General features: G+C 71.0%; 14 protein-coding genes and 2 pseudogenes. 5 read left to right on the plus strand and 11 right to left on the minus strand.

What is annotated here, in order from left to right; all coding sequences use genetic code 11:
- The first annotated feature begins 1 nt into the window (after window position 1).
- The gene (locus ACFY0T_RS08675; protein WP_388866110.1) at window positions 2-2,551 is read left to right on the plus strand and encodes an FtsX-like permease family protein; all 2,550 of its coding nucleotides are present in this window, start codon (window positions 2-4) and stop codon (window positions 2,549-2,551) included.
- A 241-nt stretch (window positions 2,552-2,792) separates the two neighbouring features.
- Here ACFY0T_RS08675 and ACFY0T_RS08680 read toward each other — a convergent pair whose 3' ends face one another.
- Window positions 2,793-3,299: a MarR family winged helix-turn-helix transcriptional regulator gene (locus ACFY0T_RS08680; RefSeq protein WP_388866113.1), complete on the minus strand. Its 507-nt coding sequence runs from the start codon at window positions 3,297-3,299 to the stop codon at window positions 2,793-2,795.
- 202 nt (window positions 3,300-3,501) lie between these two features.
- Here ACFY0T_RS08680 and ACFY0T_RS08685 point away from each other — a divergent pair, with 202 nt between their 5' ends.
- The gene (locus tag ACFY0T_RS08685; protein WP_388866117.1) at window positions 3,502-4,350 is read left to right on the plus strand and encodes an alpha/beta fold hydrolase; all 849 of its coding nucleotides are present in this window, start codon (window positions 3,502-3,504) and stop codon (window positions 4,348-4,350) included.
- Window positions 4,351-4,496: 146 nt separating this feature from the next.
- Here the strand turns inward: ACFY0T_RS08685 and ACFY0T_RS08690 are convergent, their stop codons facing one another.
- Together ACFY0T_RS08690 and ACFY0T_RS08695 are read right to left on the minus strand one after the other, a co-directional pair.
- Entirely contained in the window at window positions 4,497-4,919 is a 423-nt protein-coding gene (locus ACFY0T_RS08690; protein ID WP_388866120.1) for a PIN domain nuclease, read from the minus strand.
- Window positions 4,916-5,131, minus strand: a complete 216-nt coding sequence (locus ACFY0T_RS08695) for a type II toxin-antitoxin system VapB family antitoxin (protein WP_388866123.1) — start codon at window positions 5,129-5,131, stop codon at window positions 4,916-4,918. Before ACFY0T_RS08695 ends, ACFY0T_RS08690 begins: the two co-directional genes overlap by 4 nt.
- Before the next feature lie 237 nt (window positions 5,132-5,368).
- On the opposite strand from ACFY0T_RS08695, the gene ACFY0T_RS08700 reads away from it, so the two are divergent.
- Window positions 5,369-6,247 (plus strand): Fpg/Nei family DNA glycosylase, encoded by an 879-nt coding sequence (locus tag ACFY0T_RS08700; RefSeq protein ID WP_388866126.1) that lies wholly within the window; start codon window positions 5,369-5,371, stop codon window positions 6,245-6,247.
- 128 nt (window positions 6,248-6,375) lie between these two features.
- On the opposite strand, the gene ACFY0T_RS08705 is transcribed toward ACFY0T_RS08700, so the two are convergent.
- Together ACFY0T_RS08705 and ACFY0T_RS08710 are read right to left on the minus strand one after the other, a co-directional pair.
- Window positions 6,376-8,355 carry a glycoside hydrolase family 97 catalytic domain-containing protein gene (locus ACFY0T_RS08705; protein ID WP_388866129.1) on the minus strand — a complete coding sequence of 660 codons (1,980 nt, stop codon included), beginning with the start codon at window positions 8,353-8,355 and terminating at the stop codon, window positions 6,376-6,378.
- 624 nt (window positions 8,356-8,979) lie between these two features.
- Window positions 8,980-9,294, minus strand: a complete 315-nt coding sequence (locus ACFY0T_RS08710) for a hypothetical protein (RefSeq protein WP_388866132.1) — start codon at window positions 9,292-9,294, stop codon at window positions 8,980-8,982.
- Between the two features lie 888 nt (window positions 9,295-10,182).
- Between ACFY0T_RS08710 and ACFY0T_RS08715 the strand changes: the two genes are divergently transcribed.
- Both ACFY0T_RS08715 and ACFY0T_RS08720 read left to right on the plus strand, forming a co-directional pair.
- Window positions 10,183-10,752 carry an RNA polymerase sigma factor gene (locus ACFY0T_RS08715; protein WP_388866135.1) on the plus strand — a complete coding sequence of 190 codons (570 nt, stop codon included), beginning with the start codon at window positions 10,183-10,185 and terminating at the stop codon, window positions 10,750-10,752.
- Window positions 10,749-11,360: a hypothetical protein gene (locus tag ACFY0T_RS08720; RefSeq protein WP_388866138.1), complete on the plus strand. Its 612-nt coding sequence runs from the start codon at window positions 10,749-10,751 to the stop codon at window positions 11,358-11,360. The genes ACFY0T_RS08715 and ACFY0T_RS08720 overlap by 4 nt, the downstream gene beginning before the upstream one ends.
- A 567-nt stretch (window positions 11,361-11,927) precedes the next feature.
- Here ACFY0T_RS08720 and ACFY0T_RS08725 read toward each other — a convergent pair.
- The 6 genes and pseudogenes from ACFY0T_RS08725 to ACFY0T_RS08750 all read right to left on the minus strand — a co-directional run bounded on the left by ACFY0T_RS08725 (window position 11,928) and on the right by ACFY0T_RS08750 (window position 20,693).
- A complete protein-coding gene (locus ACFY0T_RS08725) occupies window positions 11,928-12,494 on the minus strand; it encodes a TerD family protein (protein WP_388867022.1) in 567 nt (188 codons plus the stop codon).
- 33 nt (window positions 12,495-12,527) lie between these two features.
- Window positions 12,528-13,232: pseudogene (locus ACFY0T_RS08730) on the minus strand (Crp/Fnr family transcriptional regulator); the annotation flags it as partial.
- A gap of 1,743 nt (window positions 13,233-14,975) precedes the next feature.
- Window positions 14,976-16,409 (minus strand): annotated as a pseudogene (locus ACFY0T_RS08735) (SAV_2336 N-terminal domain-related protein); the annotation flags it as partial.
- The gene (locus ACFY0T_RS08740) at window positions 16,409-17,461 is read right to left on the minus strand and encodes an AAA family ATPase (protein ID WP_388866140.1); all 1,053 of its coding nucleotides are present in this window, start codon (window positions 17,459-17,461) and stop codon (window positions 16,409-16,411) included. The pseudogene ACFY0T_RS08735 and the gene ACFY0T_RS08740, both read right to left, overlap by 1 nt.
- Complete coding sequence (locus ACFY0T_RS08745) at window positions 17,458-19,431, minus strand: hypothetical protein (RefSeq protein WP_388866143.1); 1,974 nt, start codon at window positions 19,429-19,431, stop codon at window positions 17,458-17,460. Before ACFY0T_RS08745 ends, ACFY0T_RS08740 begins: the two co-directional genes overlap by 4 nt.
- Window positions 19,428-20,693 (minus strand): hypothetical protein, encoded by a 1,266-nt coding sequence (locus ACFY0T_RS08750; protein WP_388866146.1) that lies wholly within the window; start codon window positions 20,691-20,693, stop codon window positions 19,428-19,430. Before ACFY0T_RS08750 ends, ACFY0T_RS08745 begins: the two co-directional genes overlap by 4 nt.
- Window positions 20,694-20,745 lie beyond the last annotated feature (52 nt).

Genomic DNA, 20,745 nt, shown 5'->3' on the forward strand with positions numbered 1-20,745 from the left:
CATGCTTCGTCTTGCGATACAGATGGTCCGGCACCGGGTCACCGCGCTGATCGCCGTGGCGTGCGCGGTCCTCGGCGGCGCGGCACTGATCACCGGCACCGGCGTCCTGGCCGAGTCCGGCCTGCGCTCCCACCTGCCCGCCGGGCGTCTCGGCGGCGCGGACGTCGTGGTCGCGGCCGACCAGGAGTTCCATCCGGCCGAAGACCTCCCGATCGCGCTCCCGGAACGCCGTACGGTCTCGTCCCGACTGGTCGGCGAACTGGCCGAGTTGCCGGGTGTCACCGCGACGGTCGGCGACATCAGCTTCCCCGCCGCCCTCGTCGACGCCCACGGACAGGTCGTACCGGCCGGGGATCCCCAGGCGGCGGGCCACGGCTGGTCCTCGACGAAGCTGCTGGACGGTGCGCATGTCGACGGCAGCGGGCCGGCCGGGTCCGGCGAGGTCGCCGTGGACAGCGCCACCGCCGCCGCGGCGGGGGTCAAGGTGGGCGACCGGGTCCAGGTCGTTGCCAACGCCCGGCCCGCCGCCCGTTACCGCCTCTCGGCGGTGGTCGGCGCGCCGGGCGCCGGTGTCTTCTTCGCCGATACGACGGCCGTACGACTGCACGGGCGGGACAGCAGCGACGGCGGCTCGCGCGCCGGAACCGTCGATCTGATCGGCCTCCGCACCGCACCCGGCTCCGAGGAACGGGTCGCCGCCGAAGTCCGTACGAAGCTGAAGGGCACCGGGCTGGAGACGGTCACCGGTGCGGGCCGCGGGGACCTGGTGTCGCCCGGAGCGGGCGCGTCCCGCTCCCTCCTGATCCTCCTCGCCGGTTCGCTCGCCGGGATCATCCTGCTGATCACCGGGTTCGTGATGGCGAGCGCGCTGGCCGTGTCGATCGCCGGGCAGCGCCGGGACATGGCGCTGATGCGGGCCGTCGGCGCGACCCCGAAGCAGATCCGCCGCCTGGCCGCCGCCCAGTCCACCGTCGTCGCGGCCGTGGCCCTCGTACCCGGCGTGGCGCTCGGCTATCTGCTGGCGGGCCAGTTCCGGGGGCTGCTGGCGGACCGCGGGGTCGTCCCGTCCGAACTCCCGCTCACCCTCAGCCCGTTGCCCGCTCTCGCGACGGTCCTGCTGATGGCCCTGGCCGTGCAGGTCTCGGCCCGGGGCTCGGCCTGGCGCACCTCCCGCATGCCGGCCACCGAGGCGGTCGCCGAATCGCGCAGCGAACCGCGCAACCCGTCGCGGACCCGCACGCGCATCGGCCTGCTCGTCATCGTCGCCGCGACCACCATGTCGGCCGTACCTCTCTTCTCCCGCACGGTCCTCGGCGCGACGGCCACGTCCCTCGCGGGCATCGTCGGGGCGATCGGCCTGGCCCTGACCGGCCCGGCGCTCGTCCGGGGCATCGGCGGTGCGGCGGCGCGTCTGACGCGGTCCGGCGCCTCCGCCCCGACCTGGCTGGCGATGGCCAACGTCCGCGCCTACGCCCTGCGCAACGCGGGGATCGTCAGCACCCTGGCCATGGCGGTCGTGTTCGTGCTGACGTACACCCTCACCCAGACCACCGTGCTGGCCGCCACCGCCCACGACACCCGCACCGGCACCCTCGCCCAGCAGCGGCTGAGCGCGCCGGGCCTGGGCGGACTGCCCGACGGCACGCTCGCCGCCGTACGGGACACGACCGGCGTGCGGGCGGCGGCACCGGTGACCACGACCACCGTGGTGTGGCCGTACAAGCAGTTCGGCGACACGGAGACGGAGTCAGGCTCCGCGATGATCCTCACCCCCGGCGCGTCGGACGTCCTCGACCTCGACGTACGGCACGGGAGTCTGGACCGCCTCACCGGCGCCACCATCGCCGTCAGCAGCGACGTCGCCCGCTCGCGCTCCGCAGAAGTGGGCCATCGGGTGAGCCTGATCCTCGGCGACGGCGCGAGGGCCGACGCCAAGGTGGTCGCCGTCTACGCCCGGGGCCTCGGCTTCGGCACGGTGGTTCTGTCCCACGACCTGGCGGCCGGCCACACCACGACGGGACTCGACCAGTCCATCCTGATCCGCACGGACGGCACGGCGGCGGCCCGGCAGGCCCTGACCGCCTTCGCCGTGTCCCACCCGGCCCTGGCACTCGAGAACACGAACCCCACGTCCGCCGACGGCCTGAAGGACGCGCCGCCCGAGGTGTGGATCAACCTGGCCACCATCGTGGTCCTGCTCGTCTACCTCCTGCTCAGCATCGCCAACAAGCTCGTCGCCGCCACCGCCCAGCGCCGGGTCGAGCTGGGGGCCCTCCGCCTCAACGGCACGACGCCCCGTCAGATCCGCGCGATGATGCGCCGCGAGGCCGCGGTGACCGCCGCCACCGCGCTCACCACGGCCCTGCTGCTGTCCGCGCTGCCCCTCGCCCTCCTGGGCCAGGGCTTCCTCGGCCGCCCCTGGCCCGCGGGGCCCGTCTGGCTGCTGCCCGCCCTCGCGCTCACGGTCACCGTCACGGCCTTCCTCACCATCGAACTCCCGACCCGGCAGGCCCTGCGCACGCCACCCGCGGACGCCATCCGCGCACAGTGAGCCGGCTCGTATCCGCGGTAAGGCGCGACTGCGAGCGCTCCCGACGGGCTCCGCCTGGTCCGCGCCACCCCGGCGGGGCCATGGTCATGGTGCGCTGGCTCATCGACAGCTGGACCGCCTGTGCCCTCGGCAGGCAGCGCATGTGCTGAGCGGACTCGGCGGTGGGGGGGAAGCGGTACGGCCCTTGTGCCAGGTGCCCGAGTGGGGATGGTCCGGGTCGCCGAGCTGATGGGGTGGGGGGCTAAGAGGCCGTCTGCGCCGACTCGATACCGCTGGTGTGGCGGATCACGTTGGCCGTCAGCCGGCGCAGTAGGTCCTGGGCGGTCCTGATCTCCTCGGGGGTCAGTCCCATGGCGTCCCCGATCGCGGGCGGGACGGTGCGGATCTGCTGGGGGAGCGCGGCCCCCTCCGGGGTGAGCCCCACCTCCACCACTCGCTCGTCGTCTGCCCGTCGCTGCCGTTTGAGCAGGCCGTTCGCCTCAAGACGCTTGATCAGCGGCGTCAATGTCCCGTGGTCCAGCTGCAGGGCGGTCGCCAGGTCCTTGATCGGTGCGGTGCCGCGCTGCCAGAGCACGACCATGACCAGGTACTGGGGGTAGGTCAGACCCACCACGTCGAGCAGGGGCCGGTAGGCGCCGGTCACGGCGCGCGACGCCGCGTACAGGGTGAAGCAGAAGTGGTCATCCAGGAGCGCATAGGGCTCACCGGGGTCGCCGGAGGCGGGTGGGCGGCTGTCGTCGTCGCTCACGGTTCCTTCCCCTTCCTTGGTCGCCGGGGTGGTCGTACGGGAGTCATTGTCGCAGCACCTTCCCTGCAGGCAACTACATTGTGGGCAATTGGCTTGTGTGCAAGATAATTTCCCACTAGGTTTCTCGACGTCCCCCCGGACGGGTGACCCGGAGCCGCCGGCCCTGGTCGGCGTCGAACTTCGCACCTCAAGGAGAGCCACCATGAACCTCAAGACCGTCTTCCGCCCCACCCGCAAGCACGCCGCCGTTCTGGGCGCCGTCGCCGGTGTGGCGACACTCACGCTGACCGCATCCACCCCAGCCAACGCCGCCAAGCCCGAGCACCGCGCGTCGCAGACCAAGCCCACGGTCGTGCTGGTGCACGGCGCGTTCGCGGACGCCTCCAGCTGGAACGGCGTGATCAAGCGCCTGGAGCGGGCGGGCTATCCGGTCGTGGCACCGGCCAACCCGCTACGGGGGCTGGCGAGCGACTCGGACTACATCCACAGCTTCCTCAAGAGCGTGAACGGACCGGTGGTGCTCGTCGGCCACTCCTACGGCGGATCCGTGATCAGCGAGGCCGCCGCCGGCGACCCGGACGTCAAGGCGCTGGTCTACATCGCCGCCTTCGCCCCCGAGAAGGGCGAGACCGCGGGGGAGATCACCGACAAGTTCCCCGGGAGCACCCTCGGCTCCACCCTCAACGCCGTGCCCTTCACGCTTCCCGGCGGCGGCACCGGCACCGACCTGTACATCAAGGCCGACAAGTTCCACGACCAGTTCGCCGCCGACGTGCCGGAGTCGGTCACCGACCTGATGGCCGCCACCCAGCGTCCGGTGGCTGCGTCGGTCTTCGACGAGGAAGCCACCAAGGCCGCCTGGAAGACCATCCCGTCCTGGGACCTGGTCACCACCGAGGACAAGAACATCACGCTGGACGCACAGCGCTTCATGGCCCAGCGGGCCCACGCGCACACCGTCGAGATCAAGGCCTCCCACGCCGTCACGGTCTCGCGCCCGGGCGCCGTCACCCGCCTGATCGAACAGGCCGCCCAGGCCACCGTCCGCTGACGCCGGCAGGACCACGCCCAGCCGTCGCCAACTTGCCGAGCTGTGAAACGGGAGCCTTCGCGACCGCACAGGTCTTACGGCGAAGTACGCCCCTGCCGTGAGATCGACTGTCGGGATTCTCGGAACTGCCAGCGCTCGGCCCTGGCTCACTTTCCGGCTTCTGGGCCGTACCACTGGAGCGCCTGGCCGGTGACGGCGGCGATGGACTCGAAGTCCCGGTCACGGTGCAGGAGAGTCAGCCCCTGCAGTTCGGCCGTGGCGGCCACCACGAGGTCGACGGCTCCGGCGCTGCGGTGCTGCCCGCGCTGGGTGAGGATCTCCTGGACATGCCAGGCGCGGTCGTAGGCGCGGTCGTCGACCGGTACCCAGCCGAAGAGCAGGCGCATGTCCTCGATGCCCTGTGTACGGTCGGCGGCGGAGCCCGAGCTGTAGAAGAACTCCAGCTCGGTGATGGGGCAGGTGGCGATCAGCCCGGCTGCCGCCGCCTGGTCCCATCCGTACTGCTCGGCATCGCCGCGCAGCAGGCGAGCGAGCGCGCTGGTGTCGATCAGGAACTGCGCGGCGTTCACCGGCGGTAGTTCCCCTTGTCCTCAAAGAGGTCCAGGTCGAAGGCGCCCTCCTCCGCCGCGGCGCGCAGGCGGGTGAGAGCCAGCGCTCGGCGCCGGTTCTCCAGCACTTCGCGCAGGGCGGTGTTGACCGTTTCCTTCTTGGTGCGGGTGCCGAGCGCCTTGGCCACGTCTGCCACCAGCTGATCATCGAGGTCGATCACGGTCCGGCTCATCGACTACACCTCCGTGGATATCGTGCGTGCCATCAATGATGTCTGAATAGATGTATGAGGTGTACGAGTCGGCCCCCGACGGGCTTCTCTTCGCCGGCGAGAAGGACGCTGGACGCCCAGCACCTTCGGCCGCGTGTGGTGGTGCACCGCGGCTTGCCCAGGAGCCACCATGGCCTGAGGGAGGCTGCGGCCCGCTTGCCGAGCGCGCGGATTTTCGCGTGAGGGAGGACGTACCCCATGCCTGAGCTGCCAGACGTCGAGGGATTCCGGAGGGTGCTCAAGTCCTGCGCGAAAGGCAGGGGCATCCAACGCGTCGACGTGCGCGACGCAGGCGTATTGCACGGGGTGAGCGCGCGGCGGCTGCGCGAAGCTCTGGAAGGCCGGCGCTTCACCGAGCCGGAGCGGCACGGGAAGTGGCTGCTCGCCCACACCGACGGCGGCCCCACCCTCATGCTGCACTTCGGCATGACCGGTCAACTCGTCTGCGCCCATCCTGACGATGAGTACGACGCCCACGACCGCGTCCTGTTCACGGTGGGCGGCGACCGTCAGCTCCGCTACCGCGACCAGCGCAAGCTCCAGGGTCTCTGGCTGGCCGACGACGACTCCGATGCCGCGCTGCTGCTGGACCGCCAGGGCCCCGACGCGATGGCCGTGGACCGCAAGGAGTTCGAGGCCGCGCTCTCTGCCCGCCGCGGCAGTGTCAAGACCGTCCTCACCGACCAGTCCGTCCTGGCGGGACTCGGCAATCTGCTGGCCGACGAGATCCTGTGGCGCGCCGGGCTGCGCCCCACCAGCCGGGCGAGCGATCTCACCGAGGGCGACCGTCGTCGCCTGTACGCCCAGATGCGCCGCACGCTGCGTTCCGCGGTCACCGCCGGCTGCGTCCCGCCGCGCGACTCCTGGCTCACCGGTCACCGCGACGACCCCGATCCGACCTGTCCGCGCTGCGGCAACTCCCTGCGCCGGTCCCGTATGGCAGGCCGCGGCACGGTGTGGTGCCCGCGGTGCCAGGAGAACGGATCCTTACGTCACCGGGGCTCGGGGCAGTCCCCGTACCGTCGGCCCGTACATGCGCGCCCATCCTGCCGTGGCGCAGTCGCGATCCAGGACTGATCCGGGACACCGCCCGGTGCCTAACCCGCACAGCTGAAGGGGCCCAGTAAACCGTGGGGGCGGCCAGGCTCAGCCCCGGGACGGATGTGTCCCGGGGCTGAGTGGGTAGGTGTGCCTGCTGCGCGGGGTCAGTTCTGCTTCAGGATGATCGCCTGGCCGCCCGAGCCCTCCATGGCCACGTCCAGCGTGGTCTCCGAGGTGACGGTCTGGGTACTGGCCACGACCGGGGTCCGGTACGGGCTGCTGCCCGGCGTGCCGTCGGCGTAGACGGTCGCCGTGTAGGTCCCGTCGCCCAGGAACGCCAGCGGGATCGACAGCGTCCGGGCCGTCTCGTTGGTCATCGCCCCGAGGTACCAGGTGGAGCCGTTGCGGCGGGCGACCGCCACGTACTCGCCGATCGATCCGGCCAGGGTCCTGCTCTCGTCCCAGGTCGTGGGGACGGCGTTGAACCAGGGCAGTCCGGGCCAGCCCGCGGTGTTGGCGTACTTGGACGGCTTGTCGTACCAGAACAGGAAGTTGAGGGGCTGGTAGTACACCGCGGCCATCGCCATCTGGTGGGCGTTGGTCGTCTTGTTGCGCGACTGCCCGTAGCAGATGGTGTAGTCCATCGGGCCGCCGATGTTGCGGGCGAAGGGCAGTGTCACGTTGTGGGTGGCGGTCGGGAACTGCTCGTTGCCGCGGACGCCTTCCAGGCTGATGTAGTTCGGGTACGTGCGCTCGTAGCCGAACGGCCGGACGTCGTCGTGCATGTCGATCAGCAGCTGGTACTTGGCTGCCGTCCGGGCCCATTCGGTGATCTGGTCGGTCATCGCCTTCGTGCCGTCGTTGATGAAGCCGAGCTTGATGCCCGCGACGCCCCAGCTCTTGTAGAGGCCGAACAGCGAGTCCGCGTCCGTCAGCGCGAGCCGGTTGACGTAGAGGAAGACGCCGATGCCCTTGCCGGTGGCGTACGAGATGACGGACGGCAGGTCGATCGCGGCGATCGGGGTCGTCGCGTCGGGGGTGGAGAACTCGGGCCCGTACCAGCCGGCGTCGTACTCGATGTACTGCAGGCCGCGGGCCACGGCGAAGTCGACACCCGCGATGCCGGCGGCGGTGCTGAGCTCGCAGCGGAAGACCTTGCCCGGCTTGATCCAGGAGGTGTCGGTGAGGGCGCCGGCCGGGGCCAGATTGAGCACCAGTTCGGCGTTGTCGACCAGTTCGGCGTGCGTGGACCCGATCACCACCGCGCGCCACGGCGTGGCGAACGGGGTGGTGACCGCGGTGGTCGTTTCGACCGGGCCGGTTCCGCGGGCGGTGTGCTCCATCAGGAAGGCGGAGAGGGGGCCCGGCTGCCCGGGGACCGAACTGAGCATCAGGCGGGGGAAGTTCACCCTGGAGGACTCGCAGATGCAGGCGATGAACCCGTTGGACAGGGTGGCGGTCAGCGGCAGGTCGGTCAGGGGGCCCTGGTCCGTACTCGACGTTCCGGTGGACGGGATCGCGTCGGGGGCGACCGGGTTGTAGGCGTTCTCGTCGCGGGCGCTGTAGACGATGGTGTCGTCCGGGAACGCGAACGTCGTCAGTTCGTCGGCGACGGTGGCGGTGCCGGTCCCGGTGCCGGTGTCGAGCAGGACGTAGCGGAGGGCGACGCCTGTCTTGTACGCGCGTATCTGGACGCCGAAGCGGATCCCCGAGGCGGTGTCCTGAAGGTTCCAGCGCTGCTCCTGGTAGTGGTCGGTGACGGTCGCGTTGCGCCCGTACACCGGGGACCAGGTGTCGTGGACGGTGCAGCGCTGGTTCTCGGTCACCGTCACGTCACTGCCGAGGACGGTCCCGTCGCTCAGCCTGAGGCCCAGGGCAGAGGCGTCGATCACCGTCTTGCCGCCCCGCGCGACGGACCACTGGAGCGCTCCGTCCACCACCGACATCGTGATGGACGTGCCGCCCATGCGTGCGGTGGCACTGACCGAGGCATCCGCCGCGTAGGCCGACCGCGTGGCGCCGAGCCCCACCGCCGCCATCCCGACGGTGACGGCCGCGCCCTTGAGCATCCCCCGGCGGGACAGCGCCCCCGGGCGGCCGCCTCTGTCCGCGATGGGTTCTTCCTGGTCTCCTGCGGTTCTCATCGTGAAGGGACCTCTCCTTCGAGGAACGCGTCGGTAGACGCTCGAGGATCGCGTAGGCAACGCGCCCTGTGGGCGTACGGAATTTCGGTAGTAACCGCTTACTGCGTGGGGAACGTACGCCCCGAGCAAACGTGGGTCAATATCCCGCGTCGTTGCGCTGCGTTCCGGGTCCTGCCCGACCACCCGCCGCTCCGACGCGGGCTTCTGATAGTGAAGTCCCGGCCGCCGGGCGGGACTTCGGCAGCCGACGGCTCCGCGACGCACGAAACGCCCGGCAACCCTGCCGAGGGAACAGCAGGGTGAGGGCCACTGGGGCTTTCAGCTTGGGAAACGACGGCGCTTGCACGGGGGGTATGGCTTCTGACCTGCGGATACGTGTGCCAAACCAAGGTAGGGGGAACGCGCTGGTGGACGCGCTGATGTTGACCGTGGCTGTCCGCTCCGAAGGGCAAGCCGTGGGCGCGACCCCGCCGAGCAGCCCAGCTTCGGGGGCCTTCGTCGCGCATGCGCGTACCGCAGGAGTCTGATCCTCCATGGGGGCAGGGCGGGTAGGCGACGCCCAGCGGGGGGAATCTCCGCGAAGGCACCGCCCAGCCCGCCGCCCTGTTCGGACCTCAGGGGACCTCAGGCTTCTTCCAGGGCCTCACCGAACTCGCGGAGCACCCGGCTGTGATGGCTGTGGGCGAGCTGATGTCCGACCGCCAGGACGAGCGCCACCGGCCATTCGAGGACGTCGACGGCGGCCAGTACGCCAACGCCGGCGAGGAAAGCGAGGTGGTCGGGAGGGGGTAGCTCAAGGCGCGCGCCGAATACGTCCAGAGTCACGGCGTTGTTCGCAACAACGCGTCCAGCCGCCGCGCCGGCCGACGTCGTGTCCGCGCCCGACGCACCACGCCGGACGGGGCGAGCGTCCTGTGTGGCGACAGTTGATGCGGTCATGGTTGCCATCCGTTCCATCGTCGAACACGAACCGCTCGGCGATGCGTTTTGGCATGTTTGTCGTGTTTCAAGCATATCCAGAGCGTGAGGGTGGTGCATTGCCAGGTGGCGGGCCGAGCATGATGGCGATACCGCCGGTTTGTCGGTGAGGGGCGCGCCACTGCCGTCGGCGGACACCAGCCGACCGCGGGGACGTACCAGGAGCAGCAGGTCGTGGCGGCCTGGGAGCTGCCGACCGTGCTGTCGACGCGTTGCCTCGCGATGCGGGCCCTGCGCGTACCGATGAGCGACGGCAAGGCGGGTGGGGCGCGGGGCGAGCAGGGTGTCGCCACGGCCATAGGGGACTGTCACAGGAGGCGACGACACCGTGGTCACCGGTGCGTGGAAACGACGACCGTCAGCAGGAAGTTGCAGCCGGCCTGGACGCCACCGCCCGGAAGGCACGCCAGGAAGCTGCGGCCGTGCCAGAACAGCCGACCGCCAACCCCGACGATCAACGTTCTGGTACGAATCTGGCACGCGACGAGTGATCCACAGAGACAGCAAAAGGGCCCGGGTCGATGACCTGGGCCTTAGCCATGGAGCGGGTGACGAGAATTGACTGGGACACCGCCCGGCGGGCAGGTTCAGGTGCGCAGATAGCCCGCCGCCGCGCCGCGTACTGAACGGCCGGGGTGGCCGCGTCGTCGGCCGCTGCTCTGTGCGGCGGCGTCGGGGTCATGCTGTGGCGATCCGGGCGTCGAAGGTGCGGGCGTAGCGGCTGGTGGCTCCGGTCACGCGAAAACGGCCCGCCGGACGGCTGGCTACGGTGACCTGCGTCATACCTGCGGTCATGAGCGGTCATGAAAGGAATCGACCTGCACCGGACAGGTGCGGGACGTGGAATCCATGCTGGGGCAGGAGCCTGCCCGGGCCCGAGAGGCCCGCTTCGAGGCGCTGATGCGCGTGGTGGTGGAGCCGCTACACCGATACCTGTTGCGCCGGGCGGACGCCGGCACGGTCGATGACATCCTCGCGGAGACAATGCTTGTGCTATGGCGCCGTCTTGAGGACGTGCCAGGGCTAGGGGCGGATCCGCAGATCGACCCTGACGATGTGCTGCCCTGGTGTTACGGCGTCGCACGCGGCTGTCTGGCCAACGTACGCCGGGCGGAGCGGCGTCGACTCCGGTTGGTGGAGCGGCTGGCTCGTACGGCACCGCCGCCGGGGGCCGGGGAAGCCGACCACGCCGAACTGCACGCCGTACTCGGCACGCTCGGCAGCATGGACCGTGAGGTGGTGCTGCTCTGGGCATGGGAGGGGCTGACACCGCTCGCGATCGCTGAGGTGACCGGGCTGACTCCCAACGCCGTCAGCATCCGGTTGCACCGGACGAAGAAGAAACTTGCCGCGCTGCTCGACCGAAAGAACGGCGCCCGCGCTGGACATGGCACAGGTGAAGGAAGGAGCAACCGGTGAACAACGACGAACTGCTCGCCCGGCTGAGGGCCATCGACCCGGCTCGGACCTCTCACGCTCCCTCACCCGACCTCAACCGCCTCCTGGAGGCCACCATGACCGCAGACACCAAAGCCCTGTCCACCAAAGACGGCTGGGTCGGACGCCGCCGACACCTGCTGCTTGCCGCAGCAACAGCCGCCGTGCTCGCAGTGGGAGGCAGCATCGCTTGGGGAATGGCGGCGACCGACAGTCCCTCGTCCTCGGCAGCCTCGCCGTCCCCGGCCGGCCCGCTGACCCTGACCGTCCCGGAGGCGCCTGCCGCCAAGTGCGCCGCGGTCACGGTCGACGTACTGGGCAGCATGCAGACCGCATTCGAGGGCACGGCGACCTCCGTCAAGGGCAACGAGGTCGAACTCCGCGTTGACCATTGGTATCGCGGCGGAGACTCCTCCACCGTCCAGCTCCAGAACGACACGGAGATGGTCCCGCTGCTCAGCGGGGTGGAGTTCTCCGTCGGTGGGCATTACCTCGTCACCGCCAACGACGGCCGTGTCTCGCTGTGCGGCTACAGCGCCGAGGCCGACCCGCAGCTGCGCGGCCTCTACGAGAAGGCGTACACGCGGTGAGCACGCCGGGGCGGCGATCGCATCTGCCAGACGGTCCATCGGCATCAGGGTGAGTGCCCCCTTGGATCGGAAGTGCCCGTACCGCGCGCCCTTCGGGCAGCCGTACTGCGTGTACTCGCCCAGCACTCCAGTCGCAGCGCCTTTCCCGTCCAGGGCCTGGCGAAGGCGGTTGCTGTACGAGTGATACGGGCAGCTGGATGGCACGCAGCCAGTGCTGTTCCGATCCGGCGGCTTCGACGGCACGGATCAGTCGTTGCCGTCGGTTCGGCCGGTGCTGCCGCCGTCGGACGGGGCGACACCCGCTCGCGCGGGCTTGCGACCCACCCCTCCCAGGGCTTCTCGGGAGGGGAGACATCTCGATCGGCTACGTCCGGCAGGGACCAAATGGATCCCCTTGCGCGAGGAAATGGCACCTGACCTGCGTATACGTGCTCCGAAGTGGCGGTGTGAGTGTGCGGGAACGCGCTGCTGTTGACCGTGGTCGTCCGTTCTGAAGGGCACGCCGTGGGCACGACGCCGCCGAGCAGCCCTGCATGGGCCCCTCCTCGGCTCCGGCGACCGGCGGCGTCAGCGTTCGTGCGTCCTGCCCATGACTGCCGCGAAGGAAGCCGTGCCGCCGTCGAAAGCCTCGATGCCGTGGATGCCGGCGCGGAAAGTCCATGAGCCCGATTCGTCGCGCACGAACTCCGCGACCGTGACCGCCGTCGCCTCCAGGACGCCGCTGAAGTCGTCTTCGTCCAGGACCGTGTATCTCTCGCCGATGCGCAGGGCCGGGTTGAGCACGCCGGCGAAGGTGCGGTGCACGGGACGCTGCTGGATGACGACGCCGACCACCACGCGCGCATATCGGTCGGCGAGCCGGTCGAGCTCCAGGGTCATCACCTCCTTCCATCCGAAGCCCGCGCCGTCGTTGCTGGTCCGGTTCAAGTGCATCGTGCTGTCCGGGGAGCGGCTGCCGAAGTGCACCACGTACGCCGGATCGCCATACGGATCGCCCGCCGCGTAGGCCGCCGCGACGAGGTCCAGGTCGGTGGGCGGTTGCCCTGTGGGACTCGGGTCCCACTTGACGGCGACTTCGACCTTCTGGATTCCCTTCGAGTTCCTGGCGCTCTCCTGACCCCGGTACGGGGACAGGACGTCCACAGAACCACCAGGACTGCCCTCCGACCCGGCCAGGGCCCGCAGCCGATCAGGACGGAGAATCTCGATGCGGCGCCGGCCGGTTGTCACGATGTTCCGCTCGCGCAGCTCTCTGAGCAGCCGCTGCGTCATCTCCCTGCTCGCGCCCACGGACCCGGCCAGTTCCTGGGTCGTGAGGGGCAGGGCAAGCTCGATGCCTTCCCCCGTACGGCGTCCGTGTGTCCGCGCCAGGTCCAGCAGCAGCGAGGCGAAGCGCTCACGCACGGACATCGAGGCCAGCTCCAGACGGCGGCGGTCCGCCAGCTGTACCCGGTCGGCCGTGAGTCCGAGCAGGTGGTGGGACACGAGGGGATGTCGCTGCAGGAAGCGCGTGAATCGGTCGCCCGACACGGCCACGGCCTTGACCGGCTCCAGCGCGGTGACAGTCGTGCTCCTGGGGCGTCCGGTGAGCGCCGCTTCCTCACCCACCAGGTCTCCCGGCCCGCGCAGGTTCAACAGGGCCTCGTAGCCGGATGCGGCGGCAGCGGTCACCTTGGCCCAGCCCGAAACGATGATCAGGATGTGGTTGCTCGGTTCGTGCTGACGGAGAAGCGGAGTACGGGCGTTGAAGGTGATCTCGCTGCCGAGGGCGAGCAGGTCGGCTCGATCCCGCTGTTCGAGCCGGGCCAGGAAGGGAATTCGGTCCCCAAGTCCGTCATACTGCCATTCCTGCGTGGTGCCGTGTCGTCCCACTGGCTCCTGTTCGGGTTGCCGGTCCTGAGCCGGCTGCTGGGGCGCCCTCGCCTGCGCGGCGTCGATCCCCCGGCCGGTCACCAGCGCCAGGCCGGCGTCCGTGACGCTCGTGACCACCCCGGCGATGCGTCCGCGCTCGTCGAGCACGGGAGCTCCCGTCACCGTGCGGGTCGTCCAGGGCGCCGAGGACTGCGGCTTGAGGGTGTCGGGGGCGAGTGCCGTGGTGTCGAGGAAGACGTAGGGCGCCGACGCGACGGATGGCTCCGGTGGCCGGCCCACCACGGTGAAGCGCTGCCCCGGGACCGGGTCGGTCCGGCTGAGAGCGGCGATGTCGCTCGAGACCTGCGGCCACCGCGCGTCCGTCACCGAGACGAGTGCCAGTCCGGTGACCTCGTCGACCGAGTCGATCCCAGCCTCGTACCTGGCGGTGGCCGGGTCCCCCGCGCGGGAGACCCGTAGCCGGGACACCGGCTCGCCCAGGGGGCCGGCCGGTGCCGTGACAAGCTCAGGACCGAGCAGCACGCCCGAGCACAGCGGGCGGTCCTGGTCCCACAGGCACACGGCCGAGCTGCTGGGGGGTGGTCCCAATCGCTTGGTGGGCCAGTCCGGCAACGTGAGTCCGAGCTGCCGGGCGGACTCGATGACGGCCGCCAGGTCGAGGCGGGACGCATGGTTCCTGAGCGCTCGCAGGAGCGAGGGCCGCCAGAGCGCGGTCAGGTGCCCGGCCAGAATGTTCAGGGCCACGTCATGCGCGAAGTAGCCGATGTCGTCACGGCCCAGGTGCGTCGCCAGCAGGGAGATGCCTCCCACGACAGGAGCGGTGGCGCGCTCGAGGGCATTGAGCAACTCGGTGTCGCCGGCTGGTGGGCTTGACAGGTAGTCCCTGGCCGCACGCACCAGCACCCGGGCGGGCAACGGCGCCCGACAGCCAAGGGACCGCGCGCCCACGGCCGCATCGACCAGGACCCGCACCATGTCATCGGCGTTCTCGTAGGCGTCGAGGAACGCCGGGCCGGCCGTCAGTCCTTCGAACCCACCGCCGTCCCCCGCCAGTTCCACTGCGGCGTCGAGAACGGGGTGGCCGGAGCCGGCCCAGGCGGAGCGCGCGCGCTCGACCTCCGCGGCGGTCAGGGCGCGCGGGACGCGGATCACCGTGGCCCCCTTCCAGGCCGGGTCCGGGCGCATCCTCTCCCAGTGGTCCGGCCACACGGTGGCGAGCACGAGCCGTGGCGCGCCCGCGGACCGAAGAAGTGCTTCGACGGCCGGCAATCGCTCCAGACCGTCGAGCCACAGCACGGTCTCGGGACCCACGCGCCGCACGGCGTCCTGACCGCTCGTGCCGCCGTCCGGCGTGCACACCTGCCAGCCGGGGACGAGGGCCCGGATCGCTTCCCAGGCGGAGCGCGTCTTCCCCGACAGCGCCTCGCCGACCAGGACGACACGCACTCGGTCCCCGGAGGCGGCACGCCGCACGGCCGCACGCAGGTGGCCGTCGAGGTCCCGCTCCACGTAGATCGGGAGGGGGCGGGCCCGGTCCGTGAAGACGACCGGGTGGACCCCCAAGGCCATCGCGTCCGTCTGCCCCACCGTGGTCACGTGCCGCGGAGCGCCGATGGACTCGGCGAACGGTACGGCGCCCGCCCCCACCGCCCGGCCGCGGCCCGCGCCGGCCGGCTCGCCCGGCCCGACTCGCACCGCCGTGAAGTCGGTGCCGGGACCCGTCGCGCGGCGCTCCAGATGACGGCCCATCCTGCGGCGTACCAGCTCCTGCACGGCCGTCACGTCGTGGCGGAGCTGCGCCCCGAGCAGTGCCTCGCGCACTCCGGGCAGGAAGTCGAAGGCGAACACGGACATGTCGTCGGTGGGCCGGTCGCCCGCCTGCTCCCAGGGGACGAGCAGTCCGCCCAACGCCACCTCGGCGAGATGCCCGTGCTCCGCGTGGGGCAGCATGACCCGGCGGACGAGGGTCATCACGGGCAGGGTGAGCGGCACCGCCGACAGGTAGCCGGCCAGTTCCAGAGCGAGGGGGGACGCGGTCTCCTGGAAGCGCCGCAGAGCAGCGGGGCCGGACAGGGCGGGAGCTGGGGCGGGTGGCTCTTCCACGGGTGAGCGGGCTCGGGGGACCGCCAGACAGGACGTCCGGTGCCAGCGCCCGCCTCCGGTGACGATCGAGGCGAGGGAACCCAGCCCCGACGGAGTGGCTTCGACGACGGGAACAGCGATCGTCCCGGCCGGCCCCGGTGACCGAGGCCCGCCCTGCCCGGGCTCGGAGCGCCGCCGACGGGCGCGGGCAGGCAGCAGGCGCCAGGACGCGTTGGGGGCGGCCGGCTGACTCGCCTGCACCAGCATGCCGGTCGTCGGCAACGCCGCGCTGCCCCACAGCCGGCGTGGCAGGACCTGCACCATGCAGAGCGGGCTGTGCACGGCCCAGTGGCGCAGCACGTCGTGCAGGGCACCGCTGCCCCAACCCGGCGCCACTCCGTCCGTCAGGACCACCGTGAGCCGGTGCCCCGTCGGATCGGCGACTTCCTGGGGACTGCGGGCCTCACCGCCGCGTACGGACGCGATCCGGGGAGGGGACGCGCCCTCGGTGCCGCTGAGGAACCAGGTGCGCACGTCCCGGAAGACCCCGGCTCGCTGGACGGTTCTGGACAACTCCATGACCAGGTCGTGCCAGAGCAGCATCGAGTGATGGGTGTCCACGACCAGGGCGAGGTCGATCCACCGGCTGCGGCGCGGGGTGAGTACCGGCACCGTCATGCGCTGTTCGACGCTGGCGACCACGGTGCGTTCTTCGTCCAGCTCCGTGCCGGTCACACCGGGAACGGTCCGCTTGGCCAGGGGGCGCAGGGCTCGCATGAGGGCGAGCGGGTCGGCGAGGTCCGACGCGCGCCGCACCTGGACCGGCCTGCCTCGCGGCACGTCACGGGGCCCGCCGCCAGGTGAGGCGGCGGCGTAGTGGCGTACTCCGCCGGCGGAAGGCGTGGTGGTGTCACTCGGCGGCGGGGAAGCCGTCGGCGTCCGCTCGCCGAGGGGCGGCGGCCGCTCGGGCTCCTCGTCCCCGCGTGGCCGGCGGTGGGCGCCCGTTCGGCTCGCGAGCCAGAGGATGTCAGCCAGTTCCTCCGGTCCGGCCTCGACTCCGGCTGCCAGCAGCGCCGCACGCAGTTCCGCCAGCATCACGAGGGTCCCTGACCGGTTGTGGGACCGGTGAGGCGTTGCAGGACCGCGTCGAGGAACTCCCCCTCGCCGGCGGTGTCGGGCCAGGCCCCGCGCAGCCGCAGCTGTACGGCGTTGAGGAGCTGGTCGGTGGCGAGATCGCCGTCGAGTCGCCGTTGCAGGAACTGCTCGACGAGCTCTCGATGACGGTCGGCCTCAGCCGCGTCCAGCCTCAGACGCTGCCGGACGATCTGCACCAGTTTCTCCTCGCCGGGCGGTTCCATGTAGAGCCGGATGCAGCGCCGCAGGAACGGCGGCGGGAAATCCCGTTCCCCGTTGCTGGTGAGGACGATGACGGGAAACGACCGGCACCGTACGAGCCCCCGCCGTACGCGGACCCGCGCCTCGGGATCGTCGTGCGTGCCGACCCGCACCTCGGGTTCCTGACCGGCGACCCGGGCCAGCTCGGGGATGTCGTAGGTGCCTTCCTCGAAGACGGTCAGCAGGTCACCGGGCAGGTCGATGTCGCTCTTGTCGATCTCGTCCACGAGCAGCACCCGGGGCTGCTCGCGAGGCAGCAGGGCGGTGCCCAGGGGGCCGAGGCGGAGGTAGGGCGCGATCGAGGGGCCCTCGCCGTCGGGGTCCGGGCTCTGCCCCCGCAGATGCCGCAGGTTGGCCTCGTGGAGCCGTCCGATGGCGTCGTACTGGTAGAGCCCGTCGCGCAGCGTGCTCCGGCTGGTGATGGGCCAGTGCAGCACGGGGCCGAGCCCCAGATCCGCGGCGATGCTGTAGGCGAGGGAGGACTTCCCCACTCCCGGTTTTCCGGTCACCAGCAGCGGACGGCGCAGATACAGAGCGGTGTTGACCGCGTTCGCCTCCGCCGTGTCCGGAACGTGGTCGGCTCCCCGCCGTAGGGTCTCCCTCCAGGCCGCGCTGTCGCGGTCCGGAAAGTCGTACTCGGGATCCGTCTCGCCGTCGAAGGTGCGCCATGGAGGACACTCGGCTGCGAGCTTCGCCCGCCGGTCGTCACGGGCCCCAGGGCCTCGGTAGATCCACCAGTCCTCCGCCGTCATGACAATGCCCGCCTTTCGGGTACACGTTCGGGGTCGTCCCACATCAACGCGAGACGGGCCGCGGACGTACGTCCTGTCCGCGCGGTGGAAGCCGCGTTCGGGATCCTGGACTGCCACACCAGGAAGGGCAGCCGTCGGACGTTCAGTTCCTCCCGGTCCCGCTGTTCGGCGAGGATCGCGGCGATGCGACCGGGTTCACCGCCGTCCCGGTGCCACACGGCGATCGGAACGCCGGCGTCGAGCACGGCTTCGATCGTCTCCGTCAGACGCGGCCCGGAGACGTCGGCCAGTACGCAGACGGGGGGCTCAGCGGCCTGGAGCACGGTGCCAAGTTCCACGGACACAGCCTCGTCCCGCAGTTCCCTCACCGCCTGCGGATCCGTTCCGCCATGGGCCTTGAGCCACTGCCACTTGCGAAGCCACAGCGCCCCCGCCAGGCCGTCCCGCTCGTGCGGGCAACGCACCACGACCTCGAACGTCTGGCCGAGTTCGACGGGTTTGCGGCGCCTGCCGATGGGCAGCCGCCAGGATTCGAACGGCTCGGCCAGCAGACCGAGCGGTACATGGAACTCGATACGTCGCACGTCGCACGCGTGCGTCTCGTCCAGGAGACGGGCCAGCGCCCGCCGGGTCCCGGCCGGGTCCAGCGGCTGGTCCGACTCCCAGAGCGTTTCGAAACCGTCGTTGCGGTAGAGCCACATCCGCACCCAGTAGGCGCCATCCCGTTCTGTGTCCTCCTCGAACCGCACATGCAGGCCGACCTGCTCGGGGTCGGCTCGGGGAGGGACCGGGACCGGGGAGATGCCCAGCCGCGCACGGGCCGACTCGATCCAGGCGAGGACCTGCTGCGCCCACACGCTGTCCGTGCAGTGGGCGGCGAGATACCTCATGAACGGCAGCACCAGGGGCATGCCCCGTCGGCCCTGGCGTGCATCGAGGTCGTGCGTGATGCCCGCCAGCTCGGCGGCCGGCAGGCCACGTCGGGCGGGATGGGCGCAGTCGGTGATCTCGAACGCCCAGCGGTAGGCGTCGTACGTGTGGGAGGGAAGGCGGGGCAGGTGGAGCAGCGGCGCCAATTCGTCCCACGCTCGCTGGTCGAGGCAGGCTGCGCTGTGTGTCGTCGTGCCGCCCGTCGGCCGGTCGTCGTTGGTCCGGCTGTCGCCGAGGAAGGTGGAACCGGTCCAGTCCCGCTCGACGACGAACTGGGGCTGCTGCCATGCCAGTCCGCGGGAGCGCAGCTCCAAGAGGTCGGCCTGCACGGTCCGGACGATCGGAACGAGCTCACGCACGCTCGTCTGCGGCGAGGTCCCCCGGAGCCGGCGGATGAGCGCGTCGGTGAACTGCCCGGCTCCGCTGTCCGGCAGATTCTGGGCGAGCTCGCCGACTCGAGAGGCGTACAGCGTGAACTGGAGCCGGTCAGGGTCCGGGGGACGGGCGCCGTACTCCGCCACCCCGAAGGAGAGCTTCCGGACGAGACGGGCGTCCACCCGGCACGCGTCGCCGATCGCTATCTGCCGGCGGAAGCGGCCCGCCATGGGACCCGATCCCTTCCACCAGCGCAGCGCGGCCTCGAGATTGAGATGGGACGTCCAGTCCCGGGTGGCGTCGGCGTACGGCAGGAGCAGTTGGTGGGCGTGGTCCAGGTAGCCGTGCCCGGCCCAGTAGATCCACAGCAGGTCCCCGTCGCACGCGGGCAGTTCCTTGAACAGCAGCCGCTCGACGTGATCGCGTGTCGGCGCCAGGCCGTCGGAGTCCGGCAGGCCCGCCGCGGTCCGGTCCAGGGGGGACACCAGGACATGGACCTGCTCCTCGGGCACGCCGCCGGCGGTCAGCCAGTCCGCGAAGCGCACGGCGTCCTGCGCCGCGCCGGGCAGATCCCACCTGTGGCTGATCGCGTAGGACTCGATGCCGACCACCAAGGCGAACATCCTGCGCGGATCGATCGGTTCCACGACATCGACCGTGCTCACCGCGATGCCTCGATCTCCTTGATCTCCTTGATCTCCTTGACGATCCGGTCGTACACCGCGTCGAGCTTCCAGTAGGCGCTGTGGCTGAGCGGAAACGGTTGCCGGCTGCTCACCTCGTGGTCGGTCACCCGGGAGTCGTCGGTGAAGACCGGTTCCGCCCGGTAGGCCAGCAGGTCCCTGCGGTCGTAGACGTTGAGCCAGCGCGGGAACCCCGGGGGCAGACCGGCCGACGGCGGCAGACCGGTGAGCGCGCCGAATTCGTGCAGGAACGGTGCCTGAGAGCCCACGGTGACCAGCAACAGGGGCTGCGGCACAGCCGTCTGTCCGATCGCGGCCAGTGCGCACAAGTCCACCAGTGCGATGCCCCCGAGACTGTGACCGATCACGACCGTCGGCCCGTCCTGGGACACGATCGCCTGCTCCAGGTGGTCGCGCAGCGGGCCGCCTCTGGCCTGGTAGCGCAGGATGTCGCCGAGTGCGGGCACCGCGCCGGTGGTCAGCGGCGTGCGCCACCGGTCCAGCACGGGCTGTGTCGTCAGGCGCAGCGCCAGGGTGCCCAGCACGGCCCCGACCCGCTCGCCCGGGAACCGTCCCGTGCCGCCGAGGCGGGTGGAGACGAGGTCGACGAGGCGGTCTCGTTCGTCACCCGTGCAGACCACCTCGTCGCCGACGGCGGCCAGCGCGTGCGCGATGACCGCTCGTGCCGTCGAGGTCACCAGTTCCCGCACGGTCGGCGCGTCCACGACGGCATCGCAGGCGTCACCGAACTCCGGAGCGGACGCCACTGCTTCCGCTGCCGCGAGGACGTTCGCCATTCCTCCCGCCGCCTGCGCGATCCCGCTCGCGGGCGGGTCAGCGGACAAAGCCGCCGGTAAGGACTCCAGGGCGCGGGCGACTTGGCGCCCCTCGGCGAGTGCGCCGGGTGCCCCGATGTCGTCGTCCTGCAAGCCGCACTCGGCCAACACCCGCAGTTCGCAGAGCGGGTCGACGAGCAGAAGCCCCCACACCGCGGCCTCCTCGTCCAAGGGGGTGGCGTCCGACGGGCCACGGACCCGGCCCCTGCGGGGGATCGAGACGCCGCCCGCCCCGAGGGAAGCGCCGTGCGCGTCGCCCCAGTAGACGGCGGACACCTCGGCCCGGGGAAGTCGCGACCCCAGGTTGTCGAGGACCAGGTCCGACAGAGGCGCGAACCGCTTCCGACGTACTCCGGTCCCGTGAACGAAGATGACACGCAGCCGCTCACCGCTGGGCAGGTCCGCCACCCCCTCCCCTTGGAGACCCACCCCGAAAGTGTGCACCAACTGTGCGTGGCCA

Source organism: Streptomyces sp. NPDC001530 (assembly GCF_042894545.1).
Lineage (GTDB): Bacteria > Actinomycetota > Actinomycetes > Streptomycetales > Streptomycetaceae > Streptomyces.

Excerpts from the sequence above, each read along its gene's own strand:
- ACFY0T_RS08705 (WP_388866129.1), bottom strand. The coding sequence starts at position 8,355 with ATGAGAACCGCAGGAGACCAGGAAGAACCCATCGCGGACAGAGGCGGC.
- ACFY0T_RS08740 (WP_388866140.1), bottom strand. The coding sequence starts at position 17,461 with ATGACGGCGGAGGACTGGTGGATCTACCGAGGCCCTGGGGCCCGTGAC.
- ACFY0T_RS08700 (WP_388866126.1), top strand. The coding sequence starts at position 5,369 with ATGCCTGAGCTGCCAGACGTCGAGGGATTCCGGAGGGTGCTCAAGTCC.
- ACFY0T_RS08715 (WP_388866135.1), top strand. The coding sequence starts at position 10,183 with ATGCTGGGGCAGGAGCCTGCCCGGGCCCGAGAGGCCCGCTTCGAGGCG.
- ACFY0T_RS08685 (WP_388866117.1), top strand. The coding sequence starts at position 3,502 with ATGAACCTCAAGACCGTCTTCCGCCCCACCCGCAAGCACGCCGCCGTT.
- ACFY0T_RS08695 (WP_388866123.1), bottom strand. The coding sequence starts at position 5,131 with ATGAGCCGGACCGTGATCGACCTCGATGATCAGCTGGTGGCAGACGTG.
- ACFY0T_RS08675 (WP_388866110.1), top strand. The coding sequence starts at position 2 with ATGCTTCGTCTTGCGATACAGATGGTCCGGCACCGGGTCACCGCGCTG.
- ACFY0T_RS08710 (WP_388866132.1), bottom strand. The coding sequence starts at position 9,294 with ATGACCGCATCAACTGTCGCCACACAGGACGCTCGCCCCGTCCGGCGT.